This window comes from Pseudomonas sp. 3JA (assembly GCF_036961705.1).
Classification (GTDB): domain Bacteria; phylum Pseudomonadota; class Gammaproteobacteria; order Pseudomonadales; family Pseudomonadaceae; genus Aquipseudomonas; species Aquipseudomonas fluorescens_Q.
This window is the reverse complement of the sequence record NZ_JBAMDJ010000005.1, coordinates 186654-213124: the sequence shown is the minus strand read 5'-3', so window position 1 is coordinate 213124 and position 26471 is coordinate 186654. Positions and strand designations below refer to the sequence as shown.

The following is a 26471-nucleotide window of genomic DNA, read 5'->3' as shown; positions in this document are numbered from 1 at the left end:
AGTTAGCTCCTACCTGTGAACGCTTTTACGAAGTAGTCCTGGTCACCCATCTGCCCGCCTTTCAAGGCGATTTCCAAGTTGTCCAAGTACGGTTTGTTTGAGCGCACCTGGCAGAGGGGCGCACCGGGAGAAAGATCGGATTTGATGACCAATGCATCAGGGGCGAGAATCTTGGTGATCTGACTTGACGTATCACCGCCGGATATAACCAGTCTTTCGAGCGGATACGCCTTAAGAATGTCCAGAACGATGTAGCCCATTTCGACAGCCAATTGCTTACCGCCGCGGATTTTTGCCTCGTCACGAAGCAGTCCTTTGGCGGTCATCGCTTCGATCATCTGTTCGATTCTCGGGTCGTCCGGGCCTTTTGCCGTGTGGATCAGCACGGAGCGTCCGCTTTTGAGGTGCGCGACTGCCGTCGCCACCACATCCTGGACCCTCCCGCCTTTATGTGACTCTGCGAGGATCGCTGCCGCATCCACCGCCAGTTCGACAAATCCACTCGCGATAGCGGTATCGATTTGAGCGCGACTTAACGGGGACGCACTTCCAGAAATGACCAACACTTGTCTGGCGGGCTGCAGCGCAATGACCTGAGTTTGGTAGGCATCTATCAGCCCCACCGAATGCCAGTGCTGCGTTAATCCATACTCGACACCTGAAGAGCCAACCACGAATAACGGCGCCGAGCGGCTAGAGATCTCCGTGAGTGCTTTTCCTACAAGGGTCATATGAGCAGTGGTAGTGCCGTCGATCAGAACCGAGTCATGGCTCAGAGCGGCTTGGCGGACCAAGGACGCCAGGTCGGCAGTTTGGTCAAGCTGAAGGATGTCGATTTTGGCAATCGATAAATGCTTTTGCTGGCCGATATGGACACTCAGATCGGCTTCTCCCATAGGCGTGATGGGGTGCGCCCGCATGACGGGATGGCGGTCGATCCGGTGTACACAGTGGTCCGTCTTGGACAACGCAAACAAATTGCCAAACACGCAGTAACGACCCAGGGCCGGGTTACCCGCGACGATTGGCACTCCTTTTACCCCAAAGGCGCGTGATGCGAGCTCAATGACATGGCCAATGTTGCCCACGTCGGGAGCGCTGTCGAACGTGGAGCAAACTTTGTAATGCACAAGATCGGGGGACAGGCGCTTGATTGCTTCAAAGATGTCTGGAAGTACTTCATCCATTTCAGCATTGGACAACGCGCGGCTATCGCCAGCGATGCCAATGGCGTCAAAACCACCCAGCTCTTCTAACAACTCGGGCGACGGTGGCGCCAAAAACAGTGCGCATCTCAGGCCGGCTGCGGTAAGGACTTCCAGAGCATCGGTCGAGCCGGTGAAATCATCACCGTAAAACACCAGACGAAGCCTGGGCGTATTGGCTGAACGCATGATTTATACGCCTCCGAATTTTGCCAAGGCGGCGGTTAGTGCGGGTCTGCCCTCTGCATACTGTTGCAGGGGTATGCCCTGAGTTGCCGCTTCCCATCCTTCGCGCATACTCTGAATGCCGGCACCGATACCTAGGGGATGGCCGATAATTCCACCACCCGCCAGATGCATGAGGTCCACCGACTGCAGCTTTTCGAACAGCGTTGGCGCTTGCGCAGCCCATTGGCCGGAAGAGAAGACCGGCAGGATCGGTTGGACGCCCGAAAACGGGGTCAGGCAGCTCAGTGCCGAGGCAATGACTGAGTCATCCGGTTCCCAGAATTTGCTCTGAATGCCATTGACGTGCAGATGATCGATGCCAGCCAGGCGCCAGATTTTCTGGTAGACCTCAAACGAAAAGCCCAGCTGTGGATTGCGGGTAAAGGCACCCCAGCCGTTGCGATGGCCGTGAATAGGTAGTTGGGAATGCTTGCGGATGTGCTCGACCCCCGAATGCCCAACCCAGTTCAGGCAGAGCATGACGCAGGTCCCCCCCGACTCCAGTACGGCGTCGTGGCGGCGAAGCATTTCATCAATGCTCCCAGAAATATTGATCGCGTACATTGGCATCCTGCCGAGGCGATCTGCATGCTTGTGAAGTACAGGCATGACAGCATTTAACCTCGCATCGAAGGATGCATAGGTCGGGTCGATCAAGAGTTCATCATCTTTGAGGAACTCAATACCACCCGCACACAGCTCATCGGCCACGGTCGCAGTCTGCTCAGGTGTCAGGCCGATGCTGGGTTTAATGATGGTGCCAATGATTGGACGGTCATGAACGCCGCACAGTTTACGAGTCCCTTCAATCCCGAACTGTGGGCCCAAGAAGCCAGCGGCAAATGTTGCCGGAAGATCGACATCGAGCACTCTTAAACCGCTGACTTCACCTATCTCGAATAGATTGCCTGCAATGGTGGTCAGCAGTGCAGGAAGATTCGGACCAATATTGGCCGTTGGAAAAGCGATTTCAACTTCGCCGCGATAGTACGTCGCCGAAGGATTGTGCCTAGCCAGGTATTCGCTATGTAACGAAGCACGGGTGACCGCTGGAAGAGACTTGACCGACACCACACGGGCCCGTGAACGCTCTTTCAACTCAGCTGACTCACCGGGTAAGGCAATGAATGTACCGCTGGATTGCTCGCCAGCGATGACCTCGCCGACCCGTTCAATCGGGTAACTGCTCTCTACGAAGAAACGGGCCGTAAACTCTTCGCGCCCGGCTGTTTGATCGACCATCGATAATCACCTTGGCTCTACTTTTTTTATATTCATTGGCCGCTTTTGCAGGGGCGGCCTTCACCTCGAATATACATTGACCCTGCTGACGGGCTAACGATATGATTTCCCGCTAAGTTGAGAAAAACTCACATTAGGCTTCTGGTTCGACCGGCGTTCTGGTCGCCATGGCCTGCTCATGAGGTGCAGCACATGTCATCCCCTCCGCGACCGTCTCTCAATGCACTCAGAGCTTTCGAAATGGTTGCGAGGAAAGGCACCTTCGGCGAAGCCGCTGATGCCCTTTCCGTGACTCACGGTGCTATCAGCCGACACATTCGGACGCTTGAGGATGTGCTGGGGGTCGTCTTGCTCACGCGCAATGCGCATGGCACTAAACTGACTCCAGAAGGCGCGCGCCTTGCCGCTGGCTTGAGCCGCGCATTCAACTTGATCCAGCAAAGTATCGACGAAGTGCGCCCTCAACCGCTGGAGCTGTCATGTTCGGCGTCGATCATGATGCATTGGTTGCTACCCAGGCTTGCCGGGTTGCACAGCAACTTTCCGACGATGGAGCTGGGCTTGAGAACCGGACACGGTCCAATCGACTTTGTCCAAGATGGCGTCAGCGTGGCAATACGCTTGGAAAGCATTGACCCACCTCCCGGCATCGCGCCGATCCCGTTGGCCAATGAATGGATTGGGGCTATATGCTCGCCTGATTACCTTAAGGCTTCAGGTGTGCAGCAAGTGAGCGACCTGAGCGGCAAAAAGCTGCTGGCTACCAAGACTCGCCCGCATGCTTGGAAAGAATGGTATTCAGCGTTGCAGATGACCACGCCCGATTCCCTTGAGTTGGAATACTTCGAGCATTTCTATCTGCTGATTCAAGCGGCTAAGGTCGGCTTGGGATTTGCCTGTGTGCCGCGGATGCTGGTGCAAGCGGAACTGGAGAGCGGCGCGCTGGTAGCCCCGTTTGGCTGTGTTGAAGGCCCGGAAAAATTGGTGCTGTGGATCTCGCCCAACGCCAGAGCGCGGGCCGACACAGCAGACCTGGTGAAGTGGATCGTAGAAGAAATGGCGGCCGAATGATCAGCCGCACAGGGAGTGCCTGCTCATTACGCGCCCCCTTTGTTCGTATCAGCGCTACTCAGATATCGCCAGCGCCCCACGCAAGGAAACCACCATCCACGGGTAGGACAATTCCGTTGACGTAAGCTGAGACGTCAGACGCCAGATAGCTGACTGCTCCGGCGATTTCACGCGTGGTGCCATAACGTTTCGCTGGGATGGCGTTGCTGTAAGCCTTACGGAACTCATCGCTGTGCAGTTCTTTGGTCATCGGCGTATCGACCGGTCCAGGGGCGATGGCATTTGCGGTGATTCCGTATTCGCTCAGTTCGACGGCCATCTGCCTTGTCAGCGCGATCACAGCACCTTTTGATGTGCCGTAGGCCGTCCGGCCTTTGCCCACTGCGCGCATCCCGGCAACGGAGGCAATGTTGATGATCCTGCCGAATCCGTGCTTACGCATGATGCGTGCCGCCAGCTGGCAGCACAAGAACGTGCCCGTGACATTGATCAGCATTGTCCGGTTGAAGACATCGGCATCAAACTCCAGGAAGGGCATGGTCTTGGCGATGCCTGCAGAATTGACCAGCACATCGCAGCGCCCAAACTTGCCCTCAACCCATTCGAACGCAGCAGACACAGAGGCAGGTGTACCGACATCAATCTGGAAGGCATCGGCGCAGAAACCTTGGTCGCGCAGGTGTTGCGCGAAACGTTCGGCCTCGGTGGTATTGATGTCGCAAATGATCACATGGTGGCCATCACTCGCCAGCGCACTTGCCGCTTCCGCTCCGATACCCATAGCGCCGCCGGTAATTACGGCGACTTTCTTGTTTGCAAGCGTCATCGAGAATTCCTCTTTTATTATCGTTGCCAAGCCCAGTTGGTCAGTGGAAATCCTAAGAAGGCGCTGTCAATCCAGCAATCGATAAAAATTCGTGCGGCTGTCACAAAAACTCACTGACCGCCGTGCCTGGTCTCAGTACCTCAGCCCAGATGCAACGCATCTGGATTAATTAGCCGCAGAGACTTGCTCCCCTGGGCATTCATGCTCCGCACTTCAGGTTTTTCCGCATCAACGCATTCTCAATGCGTTACACCCCGACGGATCGGAAACCCTCGCTCCACCACATGAAAACCGATGACCGACATCAACGACGTGGTCAAGGCGACGCCCGGTTTGTTCCTGGACTTTTCCTCTGGTCCTGGTCGGCAGATCTACAAGGCGCGTGGTTTTGAAATCGACAACTCTGGCCCCGGCGGCGAACATTGCTGCCTCTAATCTCGGCAACGCAATGGGGGCGGCGCTGGGCGGAGCGGTGATCAATGCCGGGCAGGGTTATCCGGCGATTTCCCTGGCCGGAGCGGCGATGGCGGGTCTGGGGGCTGCTGATGGTGCTGGCTTTTGCCTGGCGCTCCAGGGCGATTGCAACTGCGATGGTGTGACATCCCGTATAAACTCAAGCACTTCATCGACCTGGTATCGCAGAAAGACATCCTGTTCAGCGTTGACCCGCAGCGCGATCTGATTGGTTGCTCAGCTCAAGTGAAGTCAACTTACCCTTGCCTGACAATATCGACCGAGATTTCCACCGCCGCAATCGTGCCTCTGTTCTCGAGCCAGTGCGTGGTGTTCCTGTCCTCGGGCCAGCCCACTCCCGGCCCGTAATCCGTGGCGACGCCATTTCGATGGTCAGTGATCGTTCCTTGCAGAATGTAGACCGTGCCTGGCCTGTCTACATGGTTGTGAATCGGCCCGAAGACGCCTCCAGGCTCGATGGTCACCCTGCGCATCCTGAGTTGGCGCCCTGCCATACCCTCGATCTCAGGCCCCAGATCAATCGTCGACAATAACGTCACCGTCACCCCTTTCGTCTCAGGCGCCACCTGTTCGTTGCTCATCGCGCGCTCCCAACTTTACTTACAGGGCCTAACTGGAAGTAAAGCCCCTAAAAGGTGTGATCAGTCGGAAGGCGACAAATGGGTCGATTGCCGGCCTTGCGCATCGCCTCCTCCAACCGCAACAAACTTTATCGCTCAGATGAATCCTGAGACAATTAATGCGAATCACTCTCGCACGCATTAGCATCTAAGGATTTATTCATGTCGACTCGCACCACCCCGCCGCGTCACTTCACTCCTGCCCGCAATCTTCTGGCCATGGCTGTCTGCATGATCTCCATGGCCCCCGCCTACGCCGATGACAACACCATCACCCCACCCGCCACCCTGGAACTAGACGCAACCGAGGTCTCCGGAAGTGGCCAACTGGGGAATACCACGGAAGGCACCGAGTCCTATACCACCGGCGCGATGTCGACCGCGACCAAACTCCCACTGACGATGCGTGAAACCCCACAGGCCGTCACCGTCATTACGCGCCAGCGCATGGATGACCAGGTGATGACCGACATCAACGACGTGGTCAAGGCGACGCCCGGTTTGTTCCTGGACTTTTCCTCTGGTCCTGGTCGGCAGACCTACAAGGCGCGCGGTTTTGAAATCGACAACTTGATGTATGACGGCATCCCGAGTGGCTACAACGGCGTTAACGTTGGCGCCCAGCCTAACCTGGCCATGTTCGATCGGGTCGAGGTGGTGCGCGGTGCCACCGGCCTGGTGACGGGTGCAGGCAACCCTTCGGCCGCCATCAACCTGATTCGCAAGCGGCCATTGGCCGAGCAAAAAGTCACCCTGACCGGTGCCGCCGGCAGTTGGGACGACTACCGTGGCGAGGTCGATGCCTCCAGCCCGCTCAACGACAGCGGCACGCTGCGCGGCCGGGTCGTGACCTCTTACCAGGACGCCAACAGCTTCATCGACAATGTCGAAGAAGATCACGGCCTGTTCTATGCGGTCACCGAAGCGGACTTGAGCGAAGACACCACCCTGACCCTGGGTTTTTCCCACCAGAAGGACAAGACCAATTACTTCTGGGGCTCTTCGATGATCGGCCAGGACGGCCATCATCTGGATCTGCCACGCTCCTACAATCCGGGCACGGATTGGGAGAACAAGGATCAGGAGATCAACACCGTATTCGCCGAAGTCCGTCATCGCCTGGCCAACGACTGGAACCTTCAGATCAACGCCAACTACGCCGAACAGAACGCGTTATTCTCCGGCTCTTACCAATCGCGCTGGGTCAACAACACACTGGCCCGCACGGTTTACCAGGCCGACTTCGATGAAAACCAGGCCGGCGTAGACGCCTTTGCCAGTGGGCCCTTCGCAGCGTTCGGGCGTACCCATGAACTGGTGGTGGGCGCCAGCAAGCGCATCTACGACATGACCACCCACAACTACAGCCCGTACGACACCAACTGGCCGCTCAATGCGGGTAAACCGGACTTCGTCCACACCAGCAACCAGCGCGAAGTGACCACTCAGGACAGCGTCTACCTCACCACACGCCTGAGCCTGGCGGACCCGTTGAAGCTGATTCTCGGCGGGCGCCTGGACTGGTACGACTACGATAACCGCGATGGCGACGGCGACTACAAGGTCACCCGTAACCTCACCCGTTACGCCGGCTTGATCTACGACCTGGACGAACATCATTCGGTCTACGTCAGCTACAGCGATATCTTCACGCCGCAGAGTTCCAAGGATACTTCCGGTAGCCCGGTCAAGCCGATCGTCGGCAAAAACTACGAGGTCGGCATCAAGGGCGAATATTTTGATGGCGCGCTGAATGCGAGCGTGGCGCTGTTCCGCGTCGACCAGGAAAACCGCGCCGTGCAGCTGTTTACCGCAAACTGCCCACAGGCAACCTGCTACGACGCCTCCGGCGAGATTCGCAGCCAGGGTATCGACTTCGAACTGCAAGGCGTCTTGACCGAAAACTGGCAAGTCGGCGGTGGCTACACCTACGCGCGCACTCACACCATCAAGGATGCCGCGAACCCGCAGAACGTAAACAAGCAGTTCGACACCGACACGCCGGAGCATCTGTTCAAGCTGACCACCAGCTACCACTTCCAGGGCCCGCTGGAAAAACTGCGCGTGGGCGGTAACGTCTCCTGGCAGAGCCGTATGTACAACGACATCTCGCTGGCTGATGGCAGCACATACCGCCTCGAACAGGACAGCTACGCGATCACCGATCTGATGGCCGGCTACCGGGTCAGCCAGAACCTGGACTTGCAGGTCAACGCCAACAACATCTTCGACCGCAAGTACTACTCGACCATCGCCAACTCCGTGAGCTACGGCGGTGATTCCTACGGTAACCCTCGCAACATGATGTTGACCGCCAAGTACAGTTTCTAGAAAGCAGAAAAAGGGGACGTAACTTGGAGCGCCCCCTTTCAACCCAAAGCAGTGCACTTGCGACCATCCTTATGGTCTACCGGAAGCCGCAAATGGCCCCCCTGCCTACCTCTGCGCTAGAGAGACAATCACATGAAAATGACTGCCATTTTTGTACTCACCTGGATTGGCTTCACCTCAGCGGGCGCATTTGCCGGTGATCGGAACCAGGACTATCGAGAGGCAAACAGGCGCCACTGGGAACACCAGCGCGAAATGGACAGAGCAGCAGACAGGAAACACCGCGAGCGCCATCAAGCGAGGGAGCGGGAAGAACGCAAGCATTATGAAGAAATGGAGCGAGAAGAAGCCAGGCGTAGAGCGCAGTACTATCAAGCGCGGTAGAAAGACTGCCGCGAGTGATTTCATCATGCGCCTGCCTCACGCCCCCCGAAATCAGTCGATACGCCGTTTCCCCGCGCAGCCATCACAACGCCTGCGAAGCCGTGGGAATCCCTTACCTTGTGCGCCAAAGCCGACGAAACTGCCCGCGGCGGCCTGCGGGCAACGTTCGTTTGAGTGCCGCCATACAACCAAGCACAGTACTATTTGCAATCAGCTAATGAAAACGGACCTTTCCTTGAACAAGAAACAACGCGACGACATCAGCAAGCTCCTCAGCTACGTACTACGCCACGCCCCCGAATCCATGGGGCTAGTCCTGGACCGCGACGGTTGGGCCGACATTGATAATCTGATTTCGAACGCCCACCAACATGGCCATACCTTCGACTACCAGATGCTGCACGAGGTGGTCGAGACCAACGAAAAGAAGCGTTTCACGCTCTCTGAAGATGGCCAACGCATTCGAGCCGCACAAGGTCACAGCACCGGGCAAGTCCAGGTGCAACACGTCGAAAAAACACCACCTGCCCAGCTCTATCATGGAACCGCCAGCCGCTTCATGGCCTCCATCGAGGTGCAGGGCTTGATCCCAGGCAGTCGGCACCATGTCCATCTGACTGAAAGTCCCGAAACGGCAATGGCCGTCGGCAAGCGCTATGGACAACCTGTTCTACTCGCTGTTGATGTACAGGGTATGAAACAGGCAGGGGTTCGGTTCTTTCAGGCGGACAATGGCGTTTGGCTTGTGGAGTCGGTACCTGCGGCCTACTTGAAGACGGTAGAGGATAAAACTCATACATGAATGGGTCCGCTTTATACCGTGGTCTGCCCCCCGATTTTTTCTCGCGTTTGCCCAAGAACTGGACCCCTATAGCATCACAGTTAACGCTGTTGCGCCGGGCTGGGAGCGAACAGACATGAACGCGCCATACGCGAAAGAGCCGACCTGGTGAAAATGAAATGATCAAGGACCACACCTCACTCGGACGCTTCGGAGAAACCTCGGATATCGCCGCCGTCGTGGCGTATCTGGCGTTCGATGAAAGCCGTTGGGTGACAGCTCAAGTGATTGAGGTAAGTAGCGGTTACAAGCTGTAGGTCAGCGATCTTTTTTTGGGGGGGCGGGGGGGTGGCTGATTTACTGGGGGGTTCCCACGGCAGGGTTAAGCCCCATGCCACGCCCTCCTATCTATTGGATGGTCGCTTTCGGTCAGACGGCGTGAAATCGCCAGAAAACCGGGAGCAGACCACAATTTTATAACCGTGGCCTGCCCCCCCCCCGATTTCCCCCCTTACTTCACGCACGGGTTGTGCCTGCCCATACGTCTGACTGAAGTTAGCTAAAGGCTCATGAGCTCACGTTTTGCGTCGTCTACACTTTGAGGAGTAAGCATTGTTGCGGAATGAAGAAACGGTCCGCGTGCGACACCATGCAATAAAGTAACAAACCCTTCCCACTCTGTTACATAATGGTTTAGCCTTATAAAATCCGCAACTTTTGTCGCTTCTGTAGTATTCGCTTCAGAGTAATAAGTATCAAGCCATACCCTTAACAACCCCCTGACAGCGTCACTATTCCGCTCGCCAGTTCGACTTGCTATATAGTTTCTAACATCTCGATATGAAAAGCTCTCCACTTCCACCCCCTTCCCCTTGGCGCACTCATACAGGGAAAACACCTGCTCCCTCAATTCTCTCGCATGGTCTTCTTGATCTATCCAGCCCTGATCAAAGTCAGAAAGCTTACTTTGTGCACAGTACATTGTCAGCAACGTCATAAGATGTATTTTTTCAGAAAACACATATCTGTAATTATCTTTAATTTTGATTTTTTCAAGTTCAGCCAGAATCTTACGCGCTTGGGGATATGCTCCCTCGAACGCCGCAGGATCTCGCCTCCAGCAGGCTTCTATTGCTGCGTGACTTTTACCATGTGTTAAGCAAGGGTATTGAGCAGCGAGATCGCTCAACTTAACATTAGCCATTGAATATTGATCCGATGCTAATCGATTGGTTTCTACCAGGGCAATTTCATTGAGACTCACGCCCTTATCGACCAATTCAAACTTGTATGAAGACCTCATTTCATAGCTATTTGGTTTCTCCCGATGCCTTGCCATGAGGGACAGTTCGGTCGACAAAGTATTCGGTATTTCCCAGGAAAATTCACCATTTTTTTTAGTAGTCACTTCAGAAATCCCTAAGCCACCGGACGGAGTGTTCTCACTTAAAATAATCACAGCACTATTCTCGGAAGCTCTTTCCGGTAGTTTGAGGGATTTGTAAGAAGGATAAATAGTAACCCACCCAGTAACTTCCCCCCCTCGTGCGTAGGGGCCGAGACCCAAAGCAAAAATGAGCACGACAACTAATATTTTATTCACAAACACCCCCTTTCAATCTGAATTTTCTTTCCTCGAACTCAGGTTCTGGATTGGCGTCCGCCCACAGAGTGACCTTATCGGAAGAATCAAGATGACAGCCGGTTAACTCGCTCAATGTTGCTCTAATCATGGCCTTGTCATCATCACTAACTTTTGTAGCAACAGACTGATCTTTTTCTAACGCAATTACTTGTTCCAAGCTTCTTTTAGTACGCAGCCGCCTAAGACGATCTATACTCGAATATGTTTTTGCGGCCCCAAGAACTGACGCAGCTGCGCTTTCAATGCTTGCCGCATTTTTTTGCTGGGAATCACTTAGCAACGACTGTAGATATAAAGATCGAGACGATACCAATACTGGGACAATTGTTTGCGCGGTTGAAACAGTAACAGTGACGGTTGGAGAGGCTACAACTTGACCTTGGGAAATGACATTTTTTGAAGCAGGATCAAAGGTTCCACTGAACGTATTCCAATACGAACTCGTGTTAATTTTATCTATAGGTCTACTTAGAAGAATAAAGCGCCCTCTCCTCAGCGGCGTAAGGTCTGAGCCGTATGAGTTATTGATAGTCTCGGAGGAATAAAACTGCACTGTATAGTCAAGAAGCTGTCTGTTATCTCGATTCGAAAGAATCAACCCCGCTGCTTTTACACCCAAGCTAAAGGCAGCTTGATTTACTCCTGACGCTATTGGACTTAACGATTGGGAGATCTGGCTAACTTGGGCCAATGCATCTCGGGCCTCCTGATTTTTTTCAGCGTATACATCTATAACTCTAATGTGAAATAGAGGTGCTATTCGGGCATCCCAGCGCGGCTCAAAATACAGCAACAGATTTGAAAAATTTAGCGCTTGATCCGGATTAACACCTCTCTGGTACCAAGCGACAATTGGGGTGCTAGTTCCATTATCCGAAGCCCCAACTTCTATCACGATAGCAATATCCATCGTCCGGGAGCTATCAGCACGCGGCAATGTAACGCTATCCAAAATTACGGATATTGGGCTACCATGACTTATGTCGGAGGATTCATCTGGGCTTAATGTATCCGAACGTGAAAGCTTATAAACATCATCCTTCTTATTTGGCGATACATAAAACACTCTATTATCAAAATAGTCGGGGGTATTTATTACATTTCTGTCACGTTCAGAAAACCCAGCCCCCGCAGTGCAACCTGCAACAAACAGTACAAGCACAATGAGTGGAATATGGTTCATATCATTTCTCCCTGAAGAAATTTATCTATTTTTATTCTGACCTGTCCATCACGTGCCGAGAATTGAGGGGATAGATGAGCTACCAGCTAAATCTTCCCTCTTCTGTTTTGAGAGTCGCGCCCCTGACCGACACAGCCCCTAACATGCAGACGCGCGAGACATATTCTCTCTCCTGAGACTTTCAAATCAGCCAATAAAACATCATCGCTCCATCGTGCCGCACAGCTATCTGAACGCCAGACTTTTGCCAATTACCACCTCTCTTTTCAAAGGAACATTGCGTCCCTCATAACCACCCACCTGAATGCGCTTACTTTATTCAAGCTTCAATTTAGCCAAAGTCAATAGCACTTCGCCATCGTTTGTTATGAGATTTTATGCGAGACGAATAAACACTTACTTCGATTTTCTATATCCGAAATTGGGATCGTTGGCATTTTAGGAAAAAAGTAAAACCGTTTTCGTCTCCAGCCCCGCGTTGTGCAGCGATCCAAATAACATCCCCGCGACAAACTCCACCACTCCCTCTATCCTTATCCGCCCCAAGACATCGCCCCACCCCGCCTCCCTCAATGGACTTACCGGAGACATCTGTGCAACGCCCTACCCTTCTCATCGCCTCAGTGCTGCTAACCGCCTGCGCCAGCCAACAGCCATCAGCCGATAAGCAAGCCACCCTGCTCGCTCAGCCGTTGACGCCCAACAGCCTGATGCGCGAAGGCGACGTCATCAACTTCCAGGTGTTCGCCCCCCGCGAACCGAACATACCCTTCTGGCAAACGGTTCAGTTTTCGGCGGCCTGCTCCAGGCCTCAGGTCAACCAGGTTTACTCGTTCATGCTCCGCCGCTCCTACGCCAACAATAGCGGCCACTATGCCCCGCCAACAGCGTTGCCCGAGCGTTATCACGCCACGCTGATGAACAACCGGGAGTTCACCCAGGCGTGTAAAAACCTCCCCGCTCCGGATTGGCGCCAGGTGATGAAGGGGGACGCTGAACGGTGGCTGTTGCTGGATAACAGCAGCGTGCGCAAAAACGGTAAACAGGTGCAGTTCTGGATGGCGTACGACGAGCCGCAGACCCGCCTGAACCCGCTGAGTAGGTCTCCTTTCACGCAGACCCGCGAGCAGTACACGCTGGACTGCGCAGCGCGAAAGGTCACGCTGTTGGCCCGTTATTACCTCAATGCCAATAACGAGGTCACTGACGGGAAAATCGAAATGTTTCCCGAGGCCAAGGCGATGACAGCGGCCGATCAGGATCAGTTGAAGGTTTTTGAACTCGTGTGCAACGCGCCTACGACCATTGCCACTCTGCCGACGTTCAAGTCTCGTACCAAAGCACCGATCGCGGCGGATGCTCTGCCCGACATCAACCCAGGTGTATTGAGGAGCATTGAGCAACTTCACATGCCGGCCCCGGTCAAGACGCTGACTTATATTGAGTTGGCAGGCACCGCCAGTCATGCCCAAGAAAGTTGGCCGGAGCGTACTGAGTACTTCCTGTCCACTGACCCTGTGACCCGGCAGCTCAGCATTGTTCACAAAAGCGAAAACCTCAATGGCCGCCAGATCAACTGGCGCGGCCTGATCAGGCTATCGGGCACAGAGCAGGCCACGCGTTCCGAGAACACCGAGATGGTCAACAGCCTGAGCTTCCGTGGCGATTGGCAGCGTATGCCTGTGGGCAGTCAGTTGGGCTTTACCCGCCAGGGCAGCCTCACTAGCAATCTGATCGGCACCGTGGGCAAGGAACCGAAAACCTTCGACTGTACCGTCGACAGTGAAGGGCCAGCCAAACGACTGAACCCAGCCTTGAGCGGTAACGCCAAGGCGTTGAGCTGCCGTGAACAGCGCCCAAGCTCAACAGTCGTGCCGCTGACGCACTATTACTACTTGGTTGACTATGGGTTCTTCTATCACGCCAGTACTGACAAAAATGACTCGATATCCATCGACATGCATGTGCAGAGCGTAAAGTGAGTGCAGGTCTGCGGGGCCGGCTTTCGCCGGTTCCGCGCGCTCATTGCCCCACCGCCCCCTCATACCGCCGCTGAATCCGCTCCAACTCCCCGGAACGCCGCAACTTCTCCAACGCACTGGCCCACGCCGCCACCACTTCATCCTCACTGTCAGGGCTGAAGGCGATGTACAGCGATGAGCGATACAGTTCGATAGGAATCCGTCGCAAGGTGCCCGGCGCGATGTTCAACTGACGGCTGTAATAAGCCACGCCCGCATCAGTGTCACCGATGATGATGCCGGTGCGCCCGGCAAGCAGCATGCGGTAAAGCAACTTGCTCTCGGTGGCGCTTTTATCCAGGTTGTTGAAGCCCAGCGACTGCAACATCTGCGGCACCAGGCCGGCGTGACGGGTGGTGATCTGCGGGGCATGCAGCAGTTGTTCCAGGGAGTTCACCGGCGGCGTACTGGCCAGTTGATAGGGGTGGATGGACTCCTCCACGATCGGTCCGACCCATTTGTACAACGGCTCGCGCTCCGGTGTGCGGAACAGGGAGTACATGATGGTCTTGGGTCGCGTCTTCAGTACCTGGGTGGCTCGCATACTCGGCTGCAACAGCACCTCGAAGTCATTCCCGGTGAGCGCCATGATGGCCCGGACGATCTCGGTGGTCATGCCGGTGAGCTGATTGTTTACCTGATAGTTGTACGGTGCCCACTCTTCGGTGATGACTTGATACTCCTCGGCCCTGGCATCAACCGTGCCGAGCAATAGGCAGATCAGCGCTGCAACCGGTGTCGAATGTCTCACATGTTCTCCCGGCGGATTGTTCGGTGTTTGTGCATGGACGGGCTTGGTTCAAGGGGGCGAGGTAAGCATAGACCCAAACACGCGCCCGCCAGTTGACGCAGCCCACATTCCGCCCCTTAGCAATCTCCAGGCCTTGGTGTACGATCAGCGCGATCCGGATATCGGACAGCGTACGCCGCGCTTCCGTTTCGCCCTTCTCCCTGTGACCCGCCCACATGAATCCGATCGACCCACTGTCGTTTCAACGCATCATCACCGCCCATGGCAACTGCGAAGGCGCGGCGTATTTCGACGCTGAGGAAAGCCTCGCCCATGAGGTGTTTGCTGACCGCATCGTTTTCCAGACCAACTACCTGGATTACCGCAGCTATGAGGTCGATCTCGCCGAGGGCAGCGTACGCGTGCGCAAGACACGGCTGGATAACTACCTGCGCGGCCATAAGGCCCAGGTGATCGATGACGACATGGACGACGAGGACTGGGCCGAACTGAGCAGTCTATGGCAGCGCTTGAGCCACGACTTGGACACCCAGGGACACGGGCCGCAGCCCGATTTGGCCGATACCCTGGCCGATCTGTTTGATTGCCTGTTCGACGAGGCGCGCGCGCAGGCGCTCATTCAGAACATCCCGGCGCCTACCGGGCAGTGGGATTGGGCTTGGACGCAGATCGAGTCAGCACTCACCGAGACCCATCAGTTGGCCGGGTTCGAATGGAAGGAGTGGTCGTCCTACGGGATCGATGCCGTCAATGCCCTCGCCCCGCTGCGACAGTTGGGCATTGAAATCCCTGCGCCCGAGCGTAACGCCATCGATGCCATCAACCGCGCCAACGATTGGGAGCGTGCGCTCCTGCAGTACTTCAACGCCCAGCTGGAGGCCCATGACTTGAAGTTGTTGGCCATCGGCACGCACTTCGATGAATACCAGGCCTTCGCCTGCCTGCCCATGAACGGCCTGGGCCTGATCAATGCCTTGGAGATAATGGGCAGGCTGGGCATCGTCTACAAATATTAAGCGACTGACGCCACACATGTTCGGTCCGCTTTTACGAGCCCATAAAGGGCACCCCCTCCTTTGAGCCTCGAAGTGACGACATGACAAACTGTGATCAATGCGGGTCCCTCCTCCCTTACGACACCGCTGTTTGCCCGCGATGCGCCGGGGAAATTCGGCACATGGTCGAGGCACACGGGCCAAGGTCCCAGCCGTCGAAAGGGCTGAAAATCCTGAAATGGGTGCTGATCGGCATTGTGGTCGCCGCGCTGGCAGCAGTGGCGGCGGTCATGTGGATCTTGCACTCGCTGGGGCCGATGCCTTCTTTTGGTTGATGACGACAGATAGTTCCCAACCCACGGATGGATGAACACATGAAAACCACCCTTGATCACCTCGTCATCGTGGCAACGGACCTCGATACCGGCTGCGCGTTCGTGACTGACGCGCTGGGCGTCGACCTTCAGCCGGGTGGCGTCCACTCACGCATGGGCACCCATAACAGGCTGCTGCACCTTGGCCCCGGGGTCTACCTCGAAGTGATTGCCGTGGACCCGTCCGCCCTACGTCCGCACCGGGCACGCTGGTTCGGCCTCGATCAATTGGCCCCCGATTCGCCGGCACGCCTGGCGACCTGGGTAGCACGCACCGATGATATCCATACGGCTCGTGATGCCTGCCCTGGCCTTGTCGGAGATATCGAACCCATGACGAGAGGAGCATTGAATTGGCAAATAACCATACCGGCTGATGGAAGCCTTCCCATGGCTGGATCAGTCCCCACCCTCATTCAATGGGCGCCTGGGCCTCATCCTGCGGACATGCTCCAGGACAAGGGGTGCGCGCTATTGGCGCTGGAGATCTTCCATACGGATCCGGAAAAAGTCAGCGCGATCCTGACGGCCATGAACTTTTCTGGCCCGGTTCATCTTCATGCACGGCAAGCGTCTTCGGCTCCCTACCTGGTTGCGCATATTCAAACGCCAAATGGCCTGAAGACACTGCCGCTTTTACACGTGTGACCGTTTGGGGCGGCTTCGCCACCCAGCGGGAGCAAGCTCCCTCGCCACGAATATTCACTTCTCAACCGAAGCGAAACGCAGCTATCCGATTTTCCCATAGTTGCTATCGATACCGGCGCCGTTCTCGTCCTCGGCCTCTCTCTCTAATCTGCCCACCAACGCGATCGACGACGATCGCCGCAGATCAAACTGACCTTATGGAGAGAGAAACGATGAACACATTCAACCGCACCCTCGCTGTCGCCACCCTGGCATTGGCCACCCTCAGCGCCGAAGCCGCGTCACCTGTCCAGTCCGCTGCCAGCGCGTCTGCTGTCGGCAGCGTGGTTCAGTCCGCCAATTACATCACCACCAAGGATGGCGTCCAGCTGTATTACAAGGACTGGGGCCCGCGCGATGGTCAGGTCGTGACCTTCAGCCACGGCTGGCCACTGGACTCCGACAGCTGGGAAGGCCAGATGATGTTCCTCGCCTCGAAGGGTTATCGCGTGGTGGCTCATGACCGTCGCGGCCACGGTCGCTCCAGCCAGCCTTGGGAAGGCAACGACATGGATCACTATGCCGACGACCTGGCGGCGGTGATTGAAGCGCTGGACCTGAAGAACGTCACCTTGGTGGGCTTCTCGACAGGGGGCGGTGAAGTGGCTCGCTACATCGGCCGTCACGGCACCGCTCGAGTGAAGAAGGCCGTGCTGGTGTCCTCTGTCCCGCCGTTGATGCTCAAGACAGACACCAACCCCGGTGGCTTGCCTATCGAGGTGTTCGATGGCCTGCGCAAGGCATCCCTGGAGAACCGCTCGCAGCTGTACCTGGACATTGCCTCGGGCCCGTTCTACGGCTACAACCGCAAGGGCGCCAAGCCATCCCAGGGGTTGATCCAGTCGTTCTGGGTGCAAGGCATGCAGGGTGGCAGCAAGAATACCTATGACTCGATCGCGGCATTCTCGGCTACCGACTTCCGCGGCGATTTGAAGAAGTTCGATGTGCCGACGCTGGTGATCCATGGCGATGACGACCAGATCGTGCCTATCGACGCTTCAGGCCGGGCCTCGGCGGCGCTGATCAAGGGCGCTCGACTGATCGTCTACCCTGGCGCGCCGCACGGCTTGACCGAGACGCACAAGGATCGTCTCAATCAGGATCTGCTGACCTTCCTCAAGGAATAAAAGCCCAGATCCCTTGTGGGAGCGAGCTTGCTCGCGATGGCGGTGGATCAGCTTGCCTCAATGCCGAATCTGCCGAAGCCTTCGCGAGCAAGCTCGCTCCCGCAGTTGTTTTAGGATGGTTCCCGAACTCAATGCCGCAACAACTTGCGCAATGGAATCTCATCCTTGCGCACCGGTGACTTGATGACGATGTAGCTGAAGTACTTGGAGATGCCGATGTTCTTGTCCAACAGGCTTTCCATCACGTCCTGATAGTCCTGGATGCTGCGGGTCATGAAGCGCACCAGGTAGTCGTAGCCGCCGCTGATGAGGTGGCATTCGAGTACTTCATCCACCAGGCGGATGTTGGATTCGAACTTGGCGAAGTCCTCACGCTTGTGGTCGCTCAGGGTGACTTCGGTGAAGACCGTCACCGAGTCGGTAATCTTGGCCAGGTTCAGATGGGCCTTGTAGCTGGAAATGTACCCCAACGACTCCAGTCGTTTGACCCGCTGCAGGCACGGGCTGGCGGACAAGCCCACGGCATCGGCCAGGCTGACGTTGGTCATGCGGCCATCTTTTTGAAGCTCTACCAAAATGCTGATGTCGATCCGGTCCAGTTTCGCTAAACCTTCCATCGCATACCTCTTGCCTGCCGTTTGTAAGACAATCTTCTAACAAAATCAGCGTCGTAAGGACAGCTGATGCTGAGCGACCAGATCAGCCATGCTGTTGATGCAGTAGTCCGCCGCACAGGGCGCGGGAGACCTATCGGCGTTGCGGCAGATCAGGCAGACAGCCCCAACCGACCGTGGGCGGGCGCCAGGACGGGTCACCTGAAGAATCGTCTCGGCGCTCAGGCCATTGGCCGCCAGCCAATCGTGATACTGCAACGGGTCGCTCGCCAGCGAAATAAAATCATCAGGCTCGATGCCCAGGCGCTCGCACAACACGCCCCGGTCCTCGGCATCGCGATCCCCTTGCACCAACAACCGATAGAACTTGCGCAGGTAGAGCATCGCACCCGGCGCATCCTCGAACAGCGTCCAACTGGCAGCCGAGCGGGCGAAGCTCATGCCCTCCTCCCAACTGATTTTGAGCTTCCAGCGCTCGGCCAATTGACGGTGGGCGAAACACAGCAAGCCGCTGAAGCCCAATTCGCCGAAACGCGGGTACAAGGCTTGCAGTACTTCGTCAAAATCGGCTAGCACCTGTGCTTTGTCCAACGGCTCGCCATGGTTTTCCAGCAACGGTTGCAACGCCGTCCAGACGCCGGAGTCCCGATCCACCAAGACCTCATCGCAGTCGATCAACAACGCCCGATATTCAGTCAGCCTCATCTGTAAAGCCTCCGATGATGTCCCATCGATCAACGCTCCATTAACCGCCACTGATGCTTGCCCCGGCAAACGTCATGAACGCGGGCATCAGCCCAGGACGCGTGCCAAGGCACCGTCGAGAATCTGCAACGCTTCGTCGATCTGCGCTTCGCTGGTCACCAGCGGCGCCAGGAAGCGCAAGACGTTGCGGTACACCCCGCACTTGATCACCAGCAAACCACCGGCCCGGGCTTCGTCGATCAGGCGTTGGTTCAGGTCGGCATCCGGGGTGCGCACGTCGTCGAGCTTGATCAGTTCGATCGCCAGCATGAAGCCGCTGCCGCGCACGTCGCCGATCTGCGGGTAACGCGTTTGCAGATGCAGCAGACCCTGGCGCAAGCGCTCACCCAGGACTTCACCACGGGCCAGCAGCTGTTCTTGCTCGTACGCCTCGATCACCGCCAGCGCCGCCGCGCACGACAGCGCATTACCGCCGTACGTACCGCCCAGGCCACCCGGCAGTGGAGCGTCCATGATCTCGGCCTTGCCGACCACACCCGACAGCGGCAAGCCACCGGCGAGGCTCTTGGCGACCGTGACCAGGTCCGGCTGGATGCCGGCGTGCTGGAAACCGAACCATTTACCGGTACGACCGAAACCGGTCTGGATTTCATCGAGAATCAACACAATGCCATGCTTTTGCGTCAATGCGCGCAGGCCCTGCAAAAACTCGGCGGGGGCCGACAGGAAACCGCCATCGCCCTGCACCGGCTCGATGATGATGGCCGCGACCCGCTCAGGTGCCACTTGCGTGGCCAACAGCTCGTCCAGCGCCTGGAGCGCCATGGCGCTGGTGACGCCGCGATAGGCATTTGGATAGGGCGTGTGGAAGACCTCCGGGGCGAACGGACCGAAGTTCTGTTTGTACGGCTGGCTCATGCCGGTCAGCGTGGTGCCGAGCAGGGTCCGGCCATGGAACCCACCGCGAAAGGCAATCACGGCCGAGCGGTTGGTGTGGGCCCGGGCGATCTTCACCGCGTTTTCCACCGCTTCGGCACCCGAGGTGAAAAATGCCGCTTTATAGGCGTGCTGGCCGCCGATCATTTCGCACAGGCGCTGGGCCAGGTCCAGGTAAGGCTTGTAGGCCACGACCTGGAAGCAGGCATGGGAGATTTTCTGCAACTGGGCCTGCACGGCCGCGACGACCTTGGGGTGATTGTGGCCGATGTTCAACACACCGATGCCGCCGACGAAGTCCAGGTAGCGCTTGCCATCCACGTCCCATAATTCCGAGCCCTGGGCCCGCTCGATCACCAACGGGTGCGCGGTGACCAGGCCACGTGGCACGAATTGATCACGCTGACGGAGCAAACTTGGGGTTTCTTCGACTTTACTGTTCATTGGCATTTCCCATCGTGAGCCTCGCACCCAGGAAGCGGCTGCGGTGTGTTCACAGGTTAAGCGTTCGACGCGATTGTCTAAGCCGAACTTGGTCGTTGAGAAATTCGGATCGACTGTTTACACCCCGGCAAACAGCAGAATCCTCCAGAGGCATTCCAGCCCCATGGAATCTGCCGCAAAAGGCACCTTGCAACGCAGTGCGATGCTGCTACGCCGGCCCTTTCGACAGATCCTGCTCTGGCGTTGAGGCATGCTAGGGGCTCCTTGATTTCAGGCGAGAAGTGACCCATGGCCCTGCTCTATAAAGCTGACCCGGTACGCGGCGAACACTGGCGGCGCCTATTCGCCGAACACGCGCCGGACATCGAATGGCGTGCCTGGCCAGACATCGGCGACCCGCGGGATATCCGGTACCTGGCGGCCTGGCAGGCGCCGGACGACGTCGAAACGCTGTTGCCGAATCTGCAGGTGCTGTTTGCCTTGTCGGCCGGCGTGGATCAACTTGACCTGAGCCGGTTGCCTACGACGCTGCCGGTGGTGCGCTTGCTCGACCCGGGCATCACCCAGGGCATGTGCGAGTACGCCAGTTTCGCCGTGCTCAGCCTGCACCGGGACATGTTGCGCTATCGCCAGCAACAGGCCGAAGGTTGCTGGCAAGCGCACCGGCTGCTGCCCGCCGGGCAACGCCGGGTGGGCGTCATGGGCCTGGGTTTGCAGGCACGGCAGATACTCGCCACCTTGAAGACCTTTGGTTTTGCCTTGTCGGGCTGGGCCCGCAGCGAGCATGACATCGAGGGGGTCGCGTGCTTTGCTGGCGACAAGCAATTGCCGGCCTTTCTCGGTCAATGCGACATTGTACTGTGCGTCCTGCCGTTGACCGAGCAGACCCGGGGGATCCTCAACCGCCAGCTGTTCCAACACCTGCCCAAGGGCGCAGCGTTGGTCAACATGGGCCGGGGTGGGCACCTGGTGGAAGCGGACCTGCTTGAAGCCCTTGCCGACGGCCAGGTCAGCGCCGCGGTGCTGGACGTGCTGGAGCAAGAGCCGGCACCGATGGATCACCCCTTCTGGCACCATCCACAGATACTGTTGACGCCGCACATCGCGGCGATGACTCAGCCTGAAAGTGCCTTTGGCGTGTTGTTGGAGAACATCCGCCGGCATCAACGGGGCGAATCGATGCTGGGCCTGGTTGATCGTGAGCGTAACTATTGAGCCCTCGATGACCTCTGGTTTCGATCTGAACAGCGAAAAAACGACCCGGTATTTACTGCTGGCCAAGCGTCTGATTTGAGCAAGAAATGTGGCCGGCAGAGCCGTTGCTTACGGAAGATACCGAATCGATTTGCCGCCCTTGCCAGGCCCGATGGCAGGTGAGATACAAAGACTTTCAGCGCACACATCCATCCGATTTCGCCCCTTATTTTATGGTGATCTGCCATGTCCATTTCGCAACGCCCTACTTACTTCTATCGCGCCATGACCGCCGCCGATGTGCCTGCGGCCCATGCCTTGTCCGTGCAATTGAAATGGCCCCATCGCCTGCAAGACTGGGCGATGTTGCAACGTGTTGCCCAGGGTTTTGTCGTGGAAGACCAGGGCCGTTTGATTGGCACGGCGTTCACCTGCGCCCAGGGGGATTACGCCACGATCGGCCTGGTGATTGTCGACGATGAATATCAAGGCCGGGGAATCGGGCGCAAACTGATGGAACTGGCAATCGAAGCTTGTGGCTCGCGAACCGCCATCCTCAATGCGACGCTGGCCGGTGCCCCGCTGTATGCCAGCCAGGGGTTCGTGGATTTTGGGCATATCCAGCAGCATCAAGGGCAAGCGCTGGTGCCGGCCCCGCAAGAACTGGCCGCCGGCGAACGCTGCCGCGTGCTGGACGAAGCCGATCACGCCGAGTTGATCAAACTGGCCAATGCCGGGAGCGGGCTGGAACGAACCGCCGTACTCAATGACCTGTTCGGTGTCGTTGAACATTACGTGGGTATCGAACAGGACGGTCACCTGTGCGCTTTCGCCCTGCTGCGCCCCTTCGGCCGTGGTCGCTGCATTGGCCCGGTCATCGCCCAGACCCTGGAACAGGCTCAGCACTTGATCGCCGTGCTTCTGGCCCAAGTGCCGGAGGCATTCGTTCGCATCGACATCCCCTCAAACAGCGGTCTGGCTCCTTGGCTGGAAGAAGCCGGGCTCAAGCAGGTCGACACCGTCGCCCAAATGGCACGGGGCACGCCCCCGCAGGCTACCGGTGCGGTTCGGCAATTTGCGCCGGTGACCCAGGCCATTGGCTGAAAACCCACACGTCCCTCAATGCTTCCTGGAGAATCATCTTCATGCTCGAACCCACTGCAGTGCTGTTGGCACACGCCGATGGCCGTCTTGCCTCAACCCCGTTCACCCCGGGTTCACTGGGCGCCAAGGATCCGTTCGACCGACTCATCGCCTATGCCGGGGAGGATGGCATGACTGCCGGCGTGGTCCGGGCGAGCGGGCTGTTCAGCATCGATGAATACCCCTTCAGTGAGACGCTCGTGGTGCATGCCGGCGCAGTAACGCTGCGCAGCCAAGGGCAGACGCTGCAGCTCAAGCCAGGTGAAAGCGCGGTGATCGGTCGGGGGACCGCGCTTGAGGTCGAGGCGCAACCCGGCTCGCTTTGGGCCTTCTGTGCCGACACCCAGCGCATCGAAGCGCACCTTCCCGGACTGACGGCACTCCCCGCCCACACCCTGCTCTCGCCTTCCGCAGCCCCGGATGACGAGATCCTGCTCAGCCCGCCACCGCAATGTCGCTCGCACAATCTGTTTGTCGAAGAAGTGAGCAACCTGCGCATCGGTATCTGGGACTCGACGCCCTACACCCGCAAGTCACGACCGCACAAACTGCATGAACTGATGCACCTGCTCGAAGGCAGCGTCACCTTACAGGCAGCCGATGGCAGCGACTTGACGGTCAACACCGGCGATACCGTATTCGTCCCGCTGAATGCCCCGTGTGCCTGGAAAAGCAGCGTTTATGTGCGCAAGGTGTACGTCGTCAAATAATCCGGCGTATGGCAGTTCCACCGCTATCGCGAGCAGGCTCGCTCCCACAAAGGGTTGTGATGGGTGGTGGTAGATCAGCCAAAAAAAAGCCCGCAGTGTGAGCGGGCAAAAGGTGTCGCAGGTTGGATCAAGTCTCAGAGCGCTGCGGCGATGGCCTGGCCAACAGCCTGGGTCGAGCCTTGTCCACCCAGGTCGGGGGTGATGGGGCCTTCGGCGATCACCTGTTCGATGGCCTTGAGAATCCCATCATGGGCCGCGCGGTAGCGTTCATCGCCGTTACCCAGGAAGTCGAGCATCAAGGCGCCGGACCAGATCATCGCGATCGGGTTGGCGATGTTCTGCCCATAGATATCGGGGGCCGAGCCATGCACCGGTTCGAACAGCGACGGGTAGCGGCGTTCCGGATCAAGGTTGGCCGACGGTGCGATACCGATAGTGCCGGCGCAGGCCGGGCCCAGGTCGGAAAGGATGTCGCCGAACAGATTCGACGCCACCACCACATCAAACCGGTCGGGCTGCAAAACGAAGCGAGCGCACAGGATGTCGATGTGTTGCTTGTCCCACTGCACATCCGGGTACCGCTCGGCCATCAACGCCGTGCGCTCGTCCCAATACGGCATGCTGATGGAAATGCCGTTGGACTTGGTTGCCGCTGTCAACCGTTTGCGCGGTCGGGTCTGGGCCAGGTCGAAAGCGAACTTCAGGATCCGGTCGACCCCGCGCCGGGTGAACACCGATTCCTGCAGCACGAATTCATGCTCGGTGCCCTCGAACATCTTGCCGCCGACGGAAGAGTATTCGCCCTCGGTGTTTTCACGAATCACCACGAAGTCGATGTCCCCCGCCTTGCGCCCGGCCAGGGGGCACGGCACGCCCGGGAACAGCCGCACCGGGCGGATGTTCACGTATTGGTCGAAGTCGCGACGGAACTTGAGCAGCGAGCCCCACAGGGAAACATGATCCGGCACCTTGTCCGGCCAGCCCACGGCGCCGAAGTAGATGGCGTCGAAGTCCTTGAGTTGTTCGAACCAGTCGGCGGGCATCATCTGCCCGTGTTTCAAGTAGTAATCGCAATGGGCCCAATCGAGCACTTCGATGTCCAGCGACAACTGCCACTTTTTCGCGGTTTGCTCCAGTACCCGCAGCCCTTCCGGCAGGACTTCCTTGCCGATGCCATCGCCGGCAATGGCAGCGATTCGAAATGGTTTGCTCATCAATCGTGGCTCCCTGGTGTCTGTTCAAATGACGGTCGCATCACAACCCACCGATGTGGAAGGCTTTGACTTCAAGGTATTCGTCCAGGCCGTACTTGCTGCCTTCGCGCCCCAGGCCCGACTGCTTGATGCCGCCGAAGGGCGCGACTTCCATGGAAATGATCCCGGTGTTGAGCCCGACCATGCCGAACTCCAGCGCCTCGCCGAAACGCCATGAGCGGCGCAGGTCCTGGGTGAAGTAATAAGCGCCCAGGCCATACGGCGTGGCATTGGCCAGGACCAGGGCCTGCTCTTCTGTAGTAAAGCGCATCAGCGGAGCCACCGGGCCGAAGGTTTCTTCGTTGGCCAGCAACATCCCGGCGTGGGCCTCGCCCAGTACCGTTGGCTGGACGAATTGACTGTCGCCCTCGGGAACACCACCACAGAGCAGGCGCGCGCCTTGGCTCAACGCATCGTCGATGTGCCGGGCAACTTTGTTCACCGCAGCGAGGTTGATCAGCGGGCCGATCATCACGCCAGCCTCCAGCCCATTGCCGACCTTGAGCTTGCCCACCTCCTCCACCAGCCGCGCGGCGAAGCGTTCGTAGATACCGTCCTGCACCAGGATGCGGTTGGCGCAGACGCAGGTCTGGCCGGCGTTGCGAAACTTGCTGAGCATGATGCCGGCGACGGCTTGCTCCAGGTCCGCATCGTCAAACACGATGAACGGCGCGTTGCCGCCCAGCTCCAGGCTCAAGCGCTTGATGTGCTCGGCACTCTGGCGCATCAACAAACGCCCGACCGCGGTCGAACCGGTAAAGGAAATCTTGCGCACCGTCGGGTTGCCGGTCAGTTCTTCGCCGATACCGGCGGGCATACCCGTCACGACATTGAACACCCCGGCCGGAATCCCGACCCGCTCGGCCAGCACCGCCAGGGCCAGGGCCGACAAGGGAGTCAGGTCCGAGGGTTTGACGATGACCGGGCACCCCGCCGCCAAGGCCGGTGCGCACTTGCGAGTGATCATCGCATTGGGGAAATTCCATGGGGTGATCGCGGCACAGACACCCACCGGCTGCTTGAGCGTGAGCAGGCGTCGGTCACCGCTGGGCGCCGGGATGGTCTCGCCATAGACCCGCCGGGCCTCTTCGGCAAACCATTTGGCGAAACCGGCCCCGTAGCGGATTTCGCCTTTGGCTTCGCTCAACGGCTTGCCCTGTTCACACGTCATGATCAGCGCGAGGTCGTCGAGGTTGTCCATCATGGCCTGATACCAGCTCTCCAACAGCGCTGCCCGCTCCGCCGCCGGACGCGCGCGCCACGCTGGCCAGGCGCGCTCGGCAGCCTCGATGGCACGCCGGGTTTCCACGCCATGCATCGCGGGTACATGAGCCAGCGACTGGCCGGTGGCCGGGTCGATGACGTCAAGGGTGGCGGCGTTGTCGGCACCGATCCACTGACCGTCGACGTAAGCGAGTTCTGCCAACAGGCTGGGGTCTTTCAATCGATTCTTGAGCATGGTCGCGTCCTGTTCCGAGGTAGCTCCAGTCTAGGGAGATGCCGCGGGGCAGGATGCTGAAAGCGGGG

General features: G+C 57.7%; 26 protein-coding genes and 1 pseudogene. 15 read left to right on the top strand and 12 right to left on the bottom strand.

The features are described from left to right. Positions 1-2 precede the first annotated feature (2 nt). Positions 3-1394, bottom strand: a complete 1392-nt coding sequence (locus V7773_RS06105) for a four-carbon acid sugar kinase family protein (protein ID WP_336072676.1) — start codon at positions 1392-1394, stop codon at positions 3-5. Between the two features lie 3 nt (positions 1395-1397). Beyond that, complete coding sequence (locus tag V7773_RS06100) at positions 1398-2675, bottom strand: ribulose-bisphosphate carboxylase large subunit family protein (protein ID WP_207282900.1); 1278 nt, start codon at positions 2673-2675, stop codon at positions 1398-1400. Positions 2676-2867: 192 nt separating this feature from the next. Here V7773_RS06100 and V7773_RS06095 point away from each other — a divergent pair, with 192 nt between their 5' ends. Beyond that, positions 2868-3746, top strand: a complete 879-nt coding sequence (locus tag V7773_RS06095; RefSeq protein WP_336072675.1) for a LysR substrate-binding domain-containing protein — start codon at positions 2868-2870, stop codon at positions 3744-3746. Positions 3747-3804: 58 nt separating this feature from the next. Here the strand turns inward: V7773_RS06095 and V7773_RS06090 are convergent, their stop codons facing one another. Continuing rightward, on the bottom strand, positions 3805-4572 hold the full coding sequence (locus tag V7773_RS06090; protein ID WP_336072674.1) for an SDR family NAD(P)-dependent oxidoreductase: 768 nt from the start codon (positions 4570-4572) through the stop codon (positions 3805-3807). 294 nt (positions 4573-4866) lie between these two features. Between V7773_RS06090 and V7773_RS06085 the strand changes: the two genes are divergently transcribed. Both V7773_RS06085 and V7773_RS06080 read left to right on the top strand, forming a co-directional pair. Next, positions 4867-5007, top strand: a complete 141-nt coding sequence (locus V7773_RS06085) for a hypothetical protein (protein WP_336072673.1) — start codon at positions 4867-4869, stop codon at positions 5005-5007. Between the two features lie 165 nt (positions 5008-5172). Continuing rightward, positions 5173-5259: pseudogene (locus V7773_RS06080) on the top strand (FMN-dependent NADH-azoreductase); the annotation flags it as partial. A 23-nt stretch (positions 5260-5282) separates the two neighbouring features. On the opposite strand, the gene V7773_RS06075 reads toward V7773_RS06080, so the two are convergent. Next, entirely contained in the window at positions 5283-5627 is a 345-nt protein-coding gene (locus V7773_RS06075; protein WP_013693659.1) for a cupin domain-containing protein, read from the bottom strand. 201 nt (positions 5628-5828) lie between these two features. Between V7773_RS06075 and V7773_RS06070 the strand changes: the two genes are divergently transcribed. The 4 genes from V7773_RS06070 (at position 5829) to V7773_RS06055 (ending at position 9479) form a co-directional block, all read left to right on the top strand. Continuing rightward, positions 5829-7997 (top strand): TonB-dependent siderophore receptor, encoded by a 2169-nt coding sequence (locus V7773_RS06070; RefSeq protein ID WP_336072671.1) that lies wholly within the window; start codon positions 5829-5831, stop codon positions 7995-7997. Positions 7998-8129: 132 nt separating this feature from the next. Further along, the gene (locus V7773_RS06065) at positions 8130-8381 is read left to right on the top strand and encodes a hypothetical protein (RefSeq protein WP_336072670.1); all 252 of its coding nucleotides are present in this window, start codon (positions 8130-8132) and stop codon (positions 8379-8381) included. 235 nt (positions 8382-8616) lie between these two features. After that, on the top strand, positions 8617-9183 hold the full coding sequence (locus V7773_RS06060) for an RNA 2'-phosphotransferase (RefSeq protein ID WP_086936753.1): 567 nt from the start codon (positions 8617-8619) through the stop codon (positions 9181-9183). A 158-nt stretch (positions 9184-9341) separates the two neighbouring features. Then, on the top strand, positions 9342-9479 hold the full coding sequence (locus V7773_RS06055; protein WP_336072669.1) for an SDR family oxidoreductase: 138 nt from the start codon (positions 9342-9344) through the stop codon (positions 9477-9479). 242 nt (positions 9480-9721) lie between these two features. Here V7773_RS06055 and V7773_RS06050 read toward each other — a convergent pair whose 3' ends face one another. Continuing rightward, complete coding sequence (locus V7773_RS06050; protein ID WP_336072668.1) at positions 9722-10765, bottom strand: hypothetical protein; 1044 nt, start codon at positions 10763-10765, stop codon at positions 9722-9724. Next, positions 10758-11990, bottom strand: a complete 1233-nt coding sequence (locus V7773_RS06045; RefSeq protein ID WP_336072667.1) for a hypothetical protein — start codon at positions 11988-11990, stop codon at positions 10758-10760. Before V7773_RS06045 ends, V7773_RS06050 begins: the two co-directional genes overlap by 8 nt. A gap of 593 nt (positions 11991-12583) precedes the next feature. On the opposite strand from V7773_RS06045, the gene V7773_RS06040 reads away from it, so the two are divergent. Then, complete coding sequence (locus V7773_RS06040; protein WP_336072666.1) at positions 12584-13972, top strand: surface-adhesin E family protein; 1389 nt, start codon at positions 12584-12586, stop codon at positions 13970-13972. 40 nt (positions 13973-14012) lie between these two features. On the opposite strand, the gene V7773_RS06035 is transcribed toward V7773_RS06040, so the two are convergent. After that, on the bottom strand, positions 14013-14762 hold the full coding sequence (locus tag V7773_RS06035) for a substrate-binding periplasmic protein (RefSeq protein ID WP_336072665.1): 750 nt from the start codon (positions 14760-14762) through the stop codon (positions 14013-14015). Positions 14763-14977: 215 nt separating this feature from the next. On the opposite strand from V7773_RS06035, the gene V7773_RS06030 reads away from it, so the two are divergent. The 4 genes from V7773_RS06030 to V7773_RS06015 all read left to right on the top strand — a co-directional run bounded on the left by V7773_RS06030 (position 14978) and on the right by V7773_RS06015 (position 17945). After that, the gene (locus tag V7773_RS06030; RefSeq protein WP_336072663.1) at positions 14978-15778 is read left to right on the top strand and encodes a DUF6630 family protein; all 801 of its coding nucleotides are present in this window, start codon (positions 14978-14980) and stop codon (positions 15776-15778) included. 161 nt (positions 15779-15939) lie between these two features. Then, positions 15940-16092: a hypothetical protein gene (locus V7773_RS06025; protein WP_336072662.1), complete on the top strand. Its 153-nt coding sequence runs from the start codon at positions 15940-15942 to the stop codon at positions 16090-16092. Positions 16093-16131: 39 nt separating this feature from the next. Further along, positions 16132-16779 (top strand): VOC family protein, encoded by a 648-nt coding sequence (locus V7773_RS06020; RefSeq protein WP_336072661.1) that lies wholly within the window; start codon positions 16132-16134, stop codon positions 16777-16779. A gap of 212 nt (positions 16780-16991) precedes the next feature. Then, a complete protein-coding gene (locus V7773_RS06015; RefSeq protein WP_336072660.1) occupies positions 16992-17945 on the top strand; it encodes an alpha/beta fold hydrolase in 954 nt (317 codons plus the stop codon). A gap of 128 nt (positions 17946-18073) precedes the next feature. Here the strand turns inward: V7773_RS06015 and V7773_RS06010 are convergent, their stop codons facing one another. The 3 genes from V7773_RS06010 to gabT all read right to left on the bottom strand — a co-directional run bounded on the left by V7773_RS06010 (position 18074) and on the right by gabT (position 20644). Then, positions 18074-18562, bottom strand: coding sequence for an Lrp/AsnC family transcriptional regulator (locus V7773_RS06010; RefSeq protein ID WP_003203167.1), 489 nt, complete (start codon positions 18560-18562; stop codon positions 18074-18076). A 45-nt stretch (positions 18563-18607) separates the two neighbouring features. Beyond that, on the bottom strand, positions 18608-19264 hold the full coding sequence (locus tag V7773_RS06005) for a 2-haloalkanoic acid dehalogenase (RefSeq protein WP_336072659.1): 657 nt from the start codon (positions 19262-19264) through the stop codon (positions 18608-18610). An 87-nt stretch (positions 19265-19351) separates the two neighbouring features. Then, positions 19352-20644 (bottom strand): 4-aminobutyrate--2-oxoglutarate transaminase, encoded by a 1293-nt coding sequence (gabT, locus tag V7773_RS06000; protein WP_336072658.1) that lies wholly within the window; start codon positions 20642-20644, stop codon positions 19352-19354. A gap of 288 nt (positions 20645-20932) precedes the next feature. On the opposite strand from gabT, the gene V7773_RS05995 reads away from it, so the two are divergent. The 3 genes from V7773_RS05995 to V7773_RS05985 all read left to right on the top strand — a co-directional run bounded on the left by V7773_RS05995 (position 20933) and on the right by V7773_RS05985 (position 23691). After that, complete coding sequence (locus tag V7773_RS05995; protein ID WP_336072657.1) at positions 20933-21859, top strand: 2-hydroxyacid dehydrogenase; 927 nt, start codon at positions 20933-20935, stop codon at positions 21857-21859. Positions 21860-22084: 225 nt separating this feature from the next. Next, positions 22085-22942, top strand: a complete 858-nt coding sequence (locus V7773_RS05990; protein ID WP_336072656.1) for a GNAT family N-acetyltransferase — start codon at positions 22085-22087, stop codon at positions 22940-22942. A 41-nt stretch (positions 22943-22983) separates the two neighbouring features. Then, positions 22984-23691 (top strand): cupin domain-containing protein, encoded by a 708-nt coding sequence (locus tag V7773_RS05985; RefSeq protein ID WP_336072655.1) that lies wholly within the window; start codon positions 22984-22986, stop codon positions 23689-23691. A gap of 134 nt (positions 23692-23825) precedes the next feature. Here V7773_RS05985 and V7773_RS05980 read toward each other — a convergent pair whose 3' ends face one another. Both V7773_RS05980 and V7773_RS05975 read right to left on the bottom strand, forming a co-directional pair. Further along, entirely contained in the window at positions 23826-24905 is a 1080-nt protein-coding gene (locus tag V7773_RS05980) for a tartrate dehydrogenase (RefSeq protein ID WP_336072654.1), read from the bottom strand. A 40-nt stretch (positions 24906-24945) separates the two neighbouring features. After that, complete coding sequence (locus tag V7773_RS05975; RefSeq protein WP_336072653.1) at positions 24946-26403, bottom strand: NAD-dependent succinate-semialdehyde dehydrogenase; 1458 nt, start codon at positions 26401-26403, stop codon at positions 24946-24948. Positions 26404-26471: the final 68 nt, after the last annotated feature.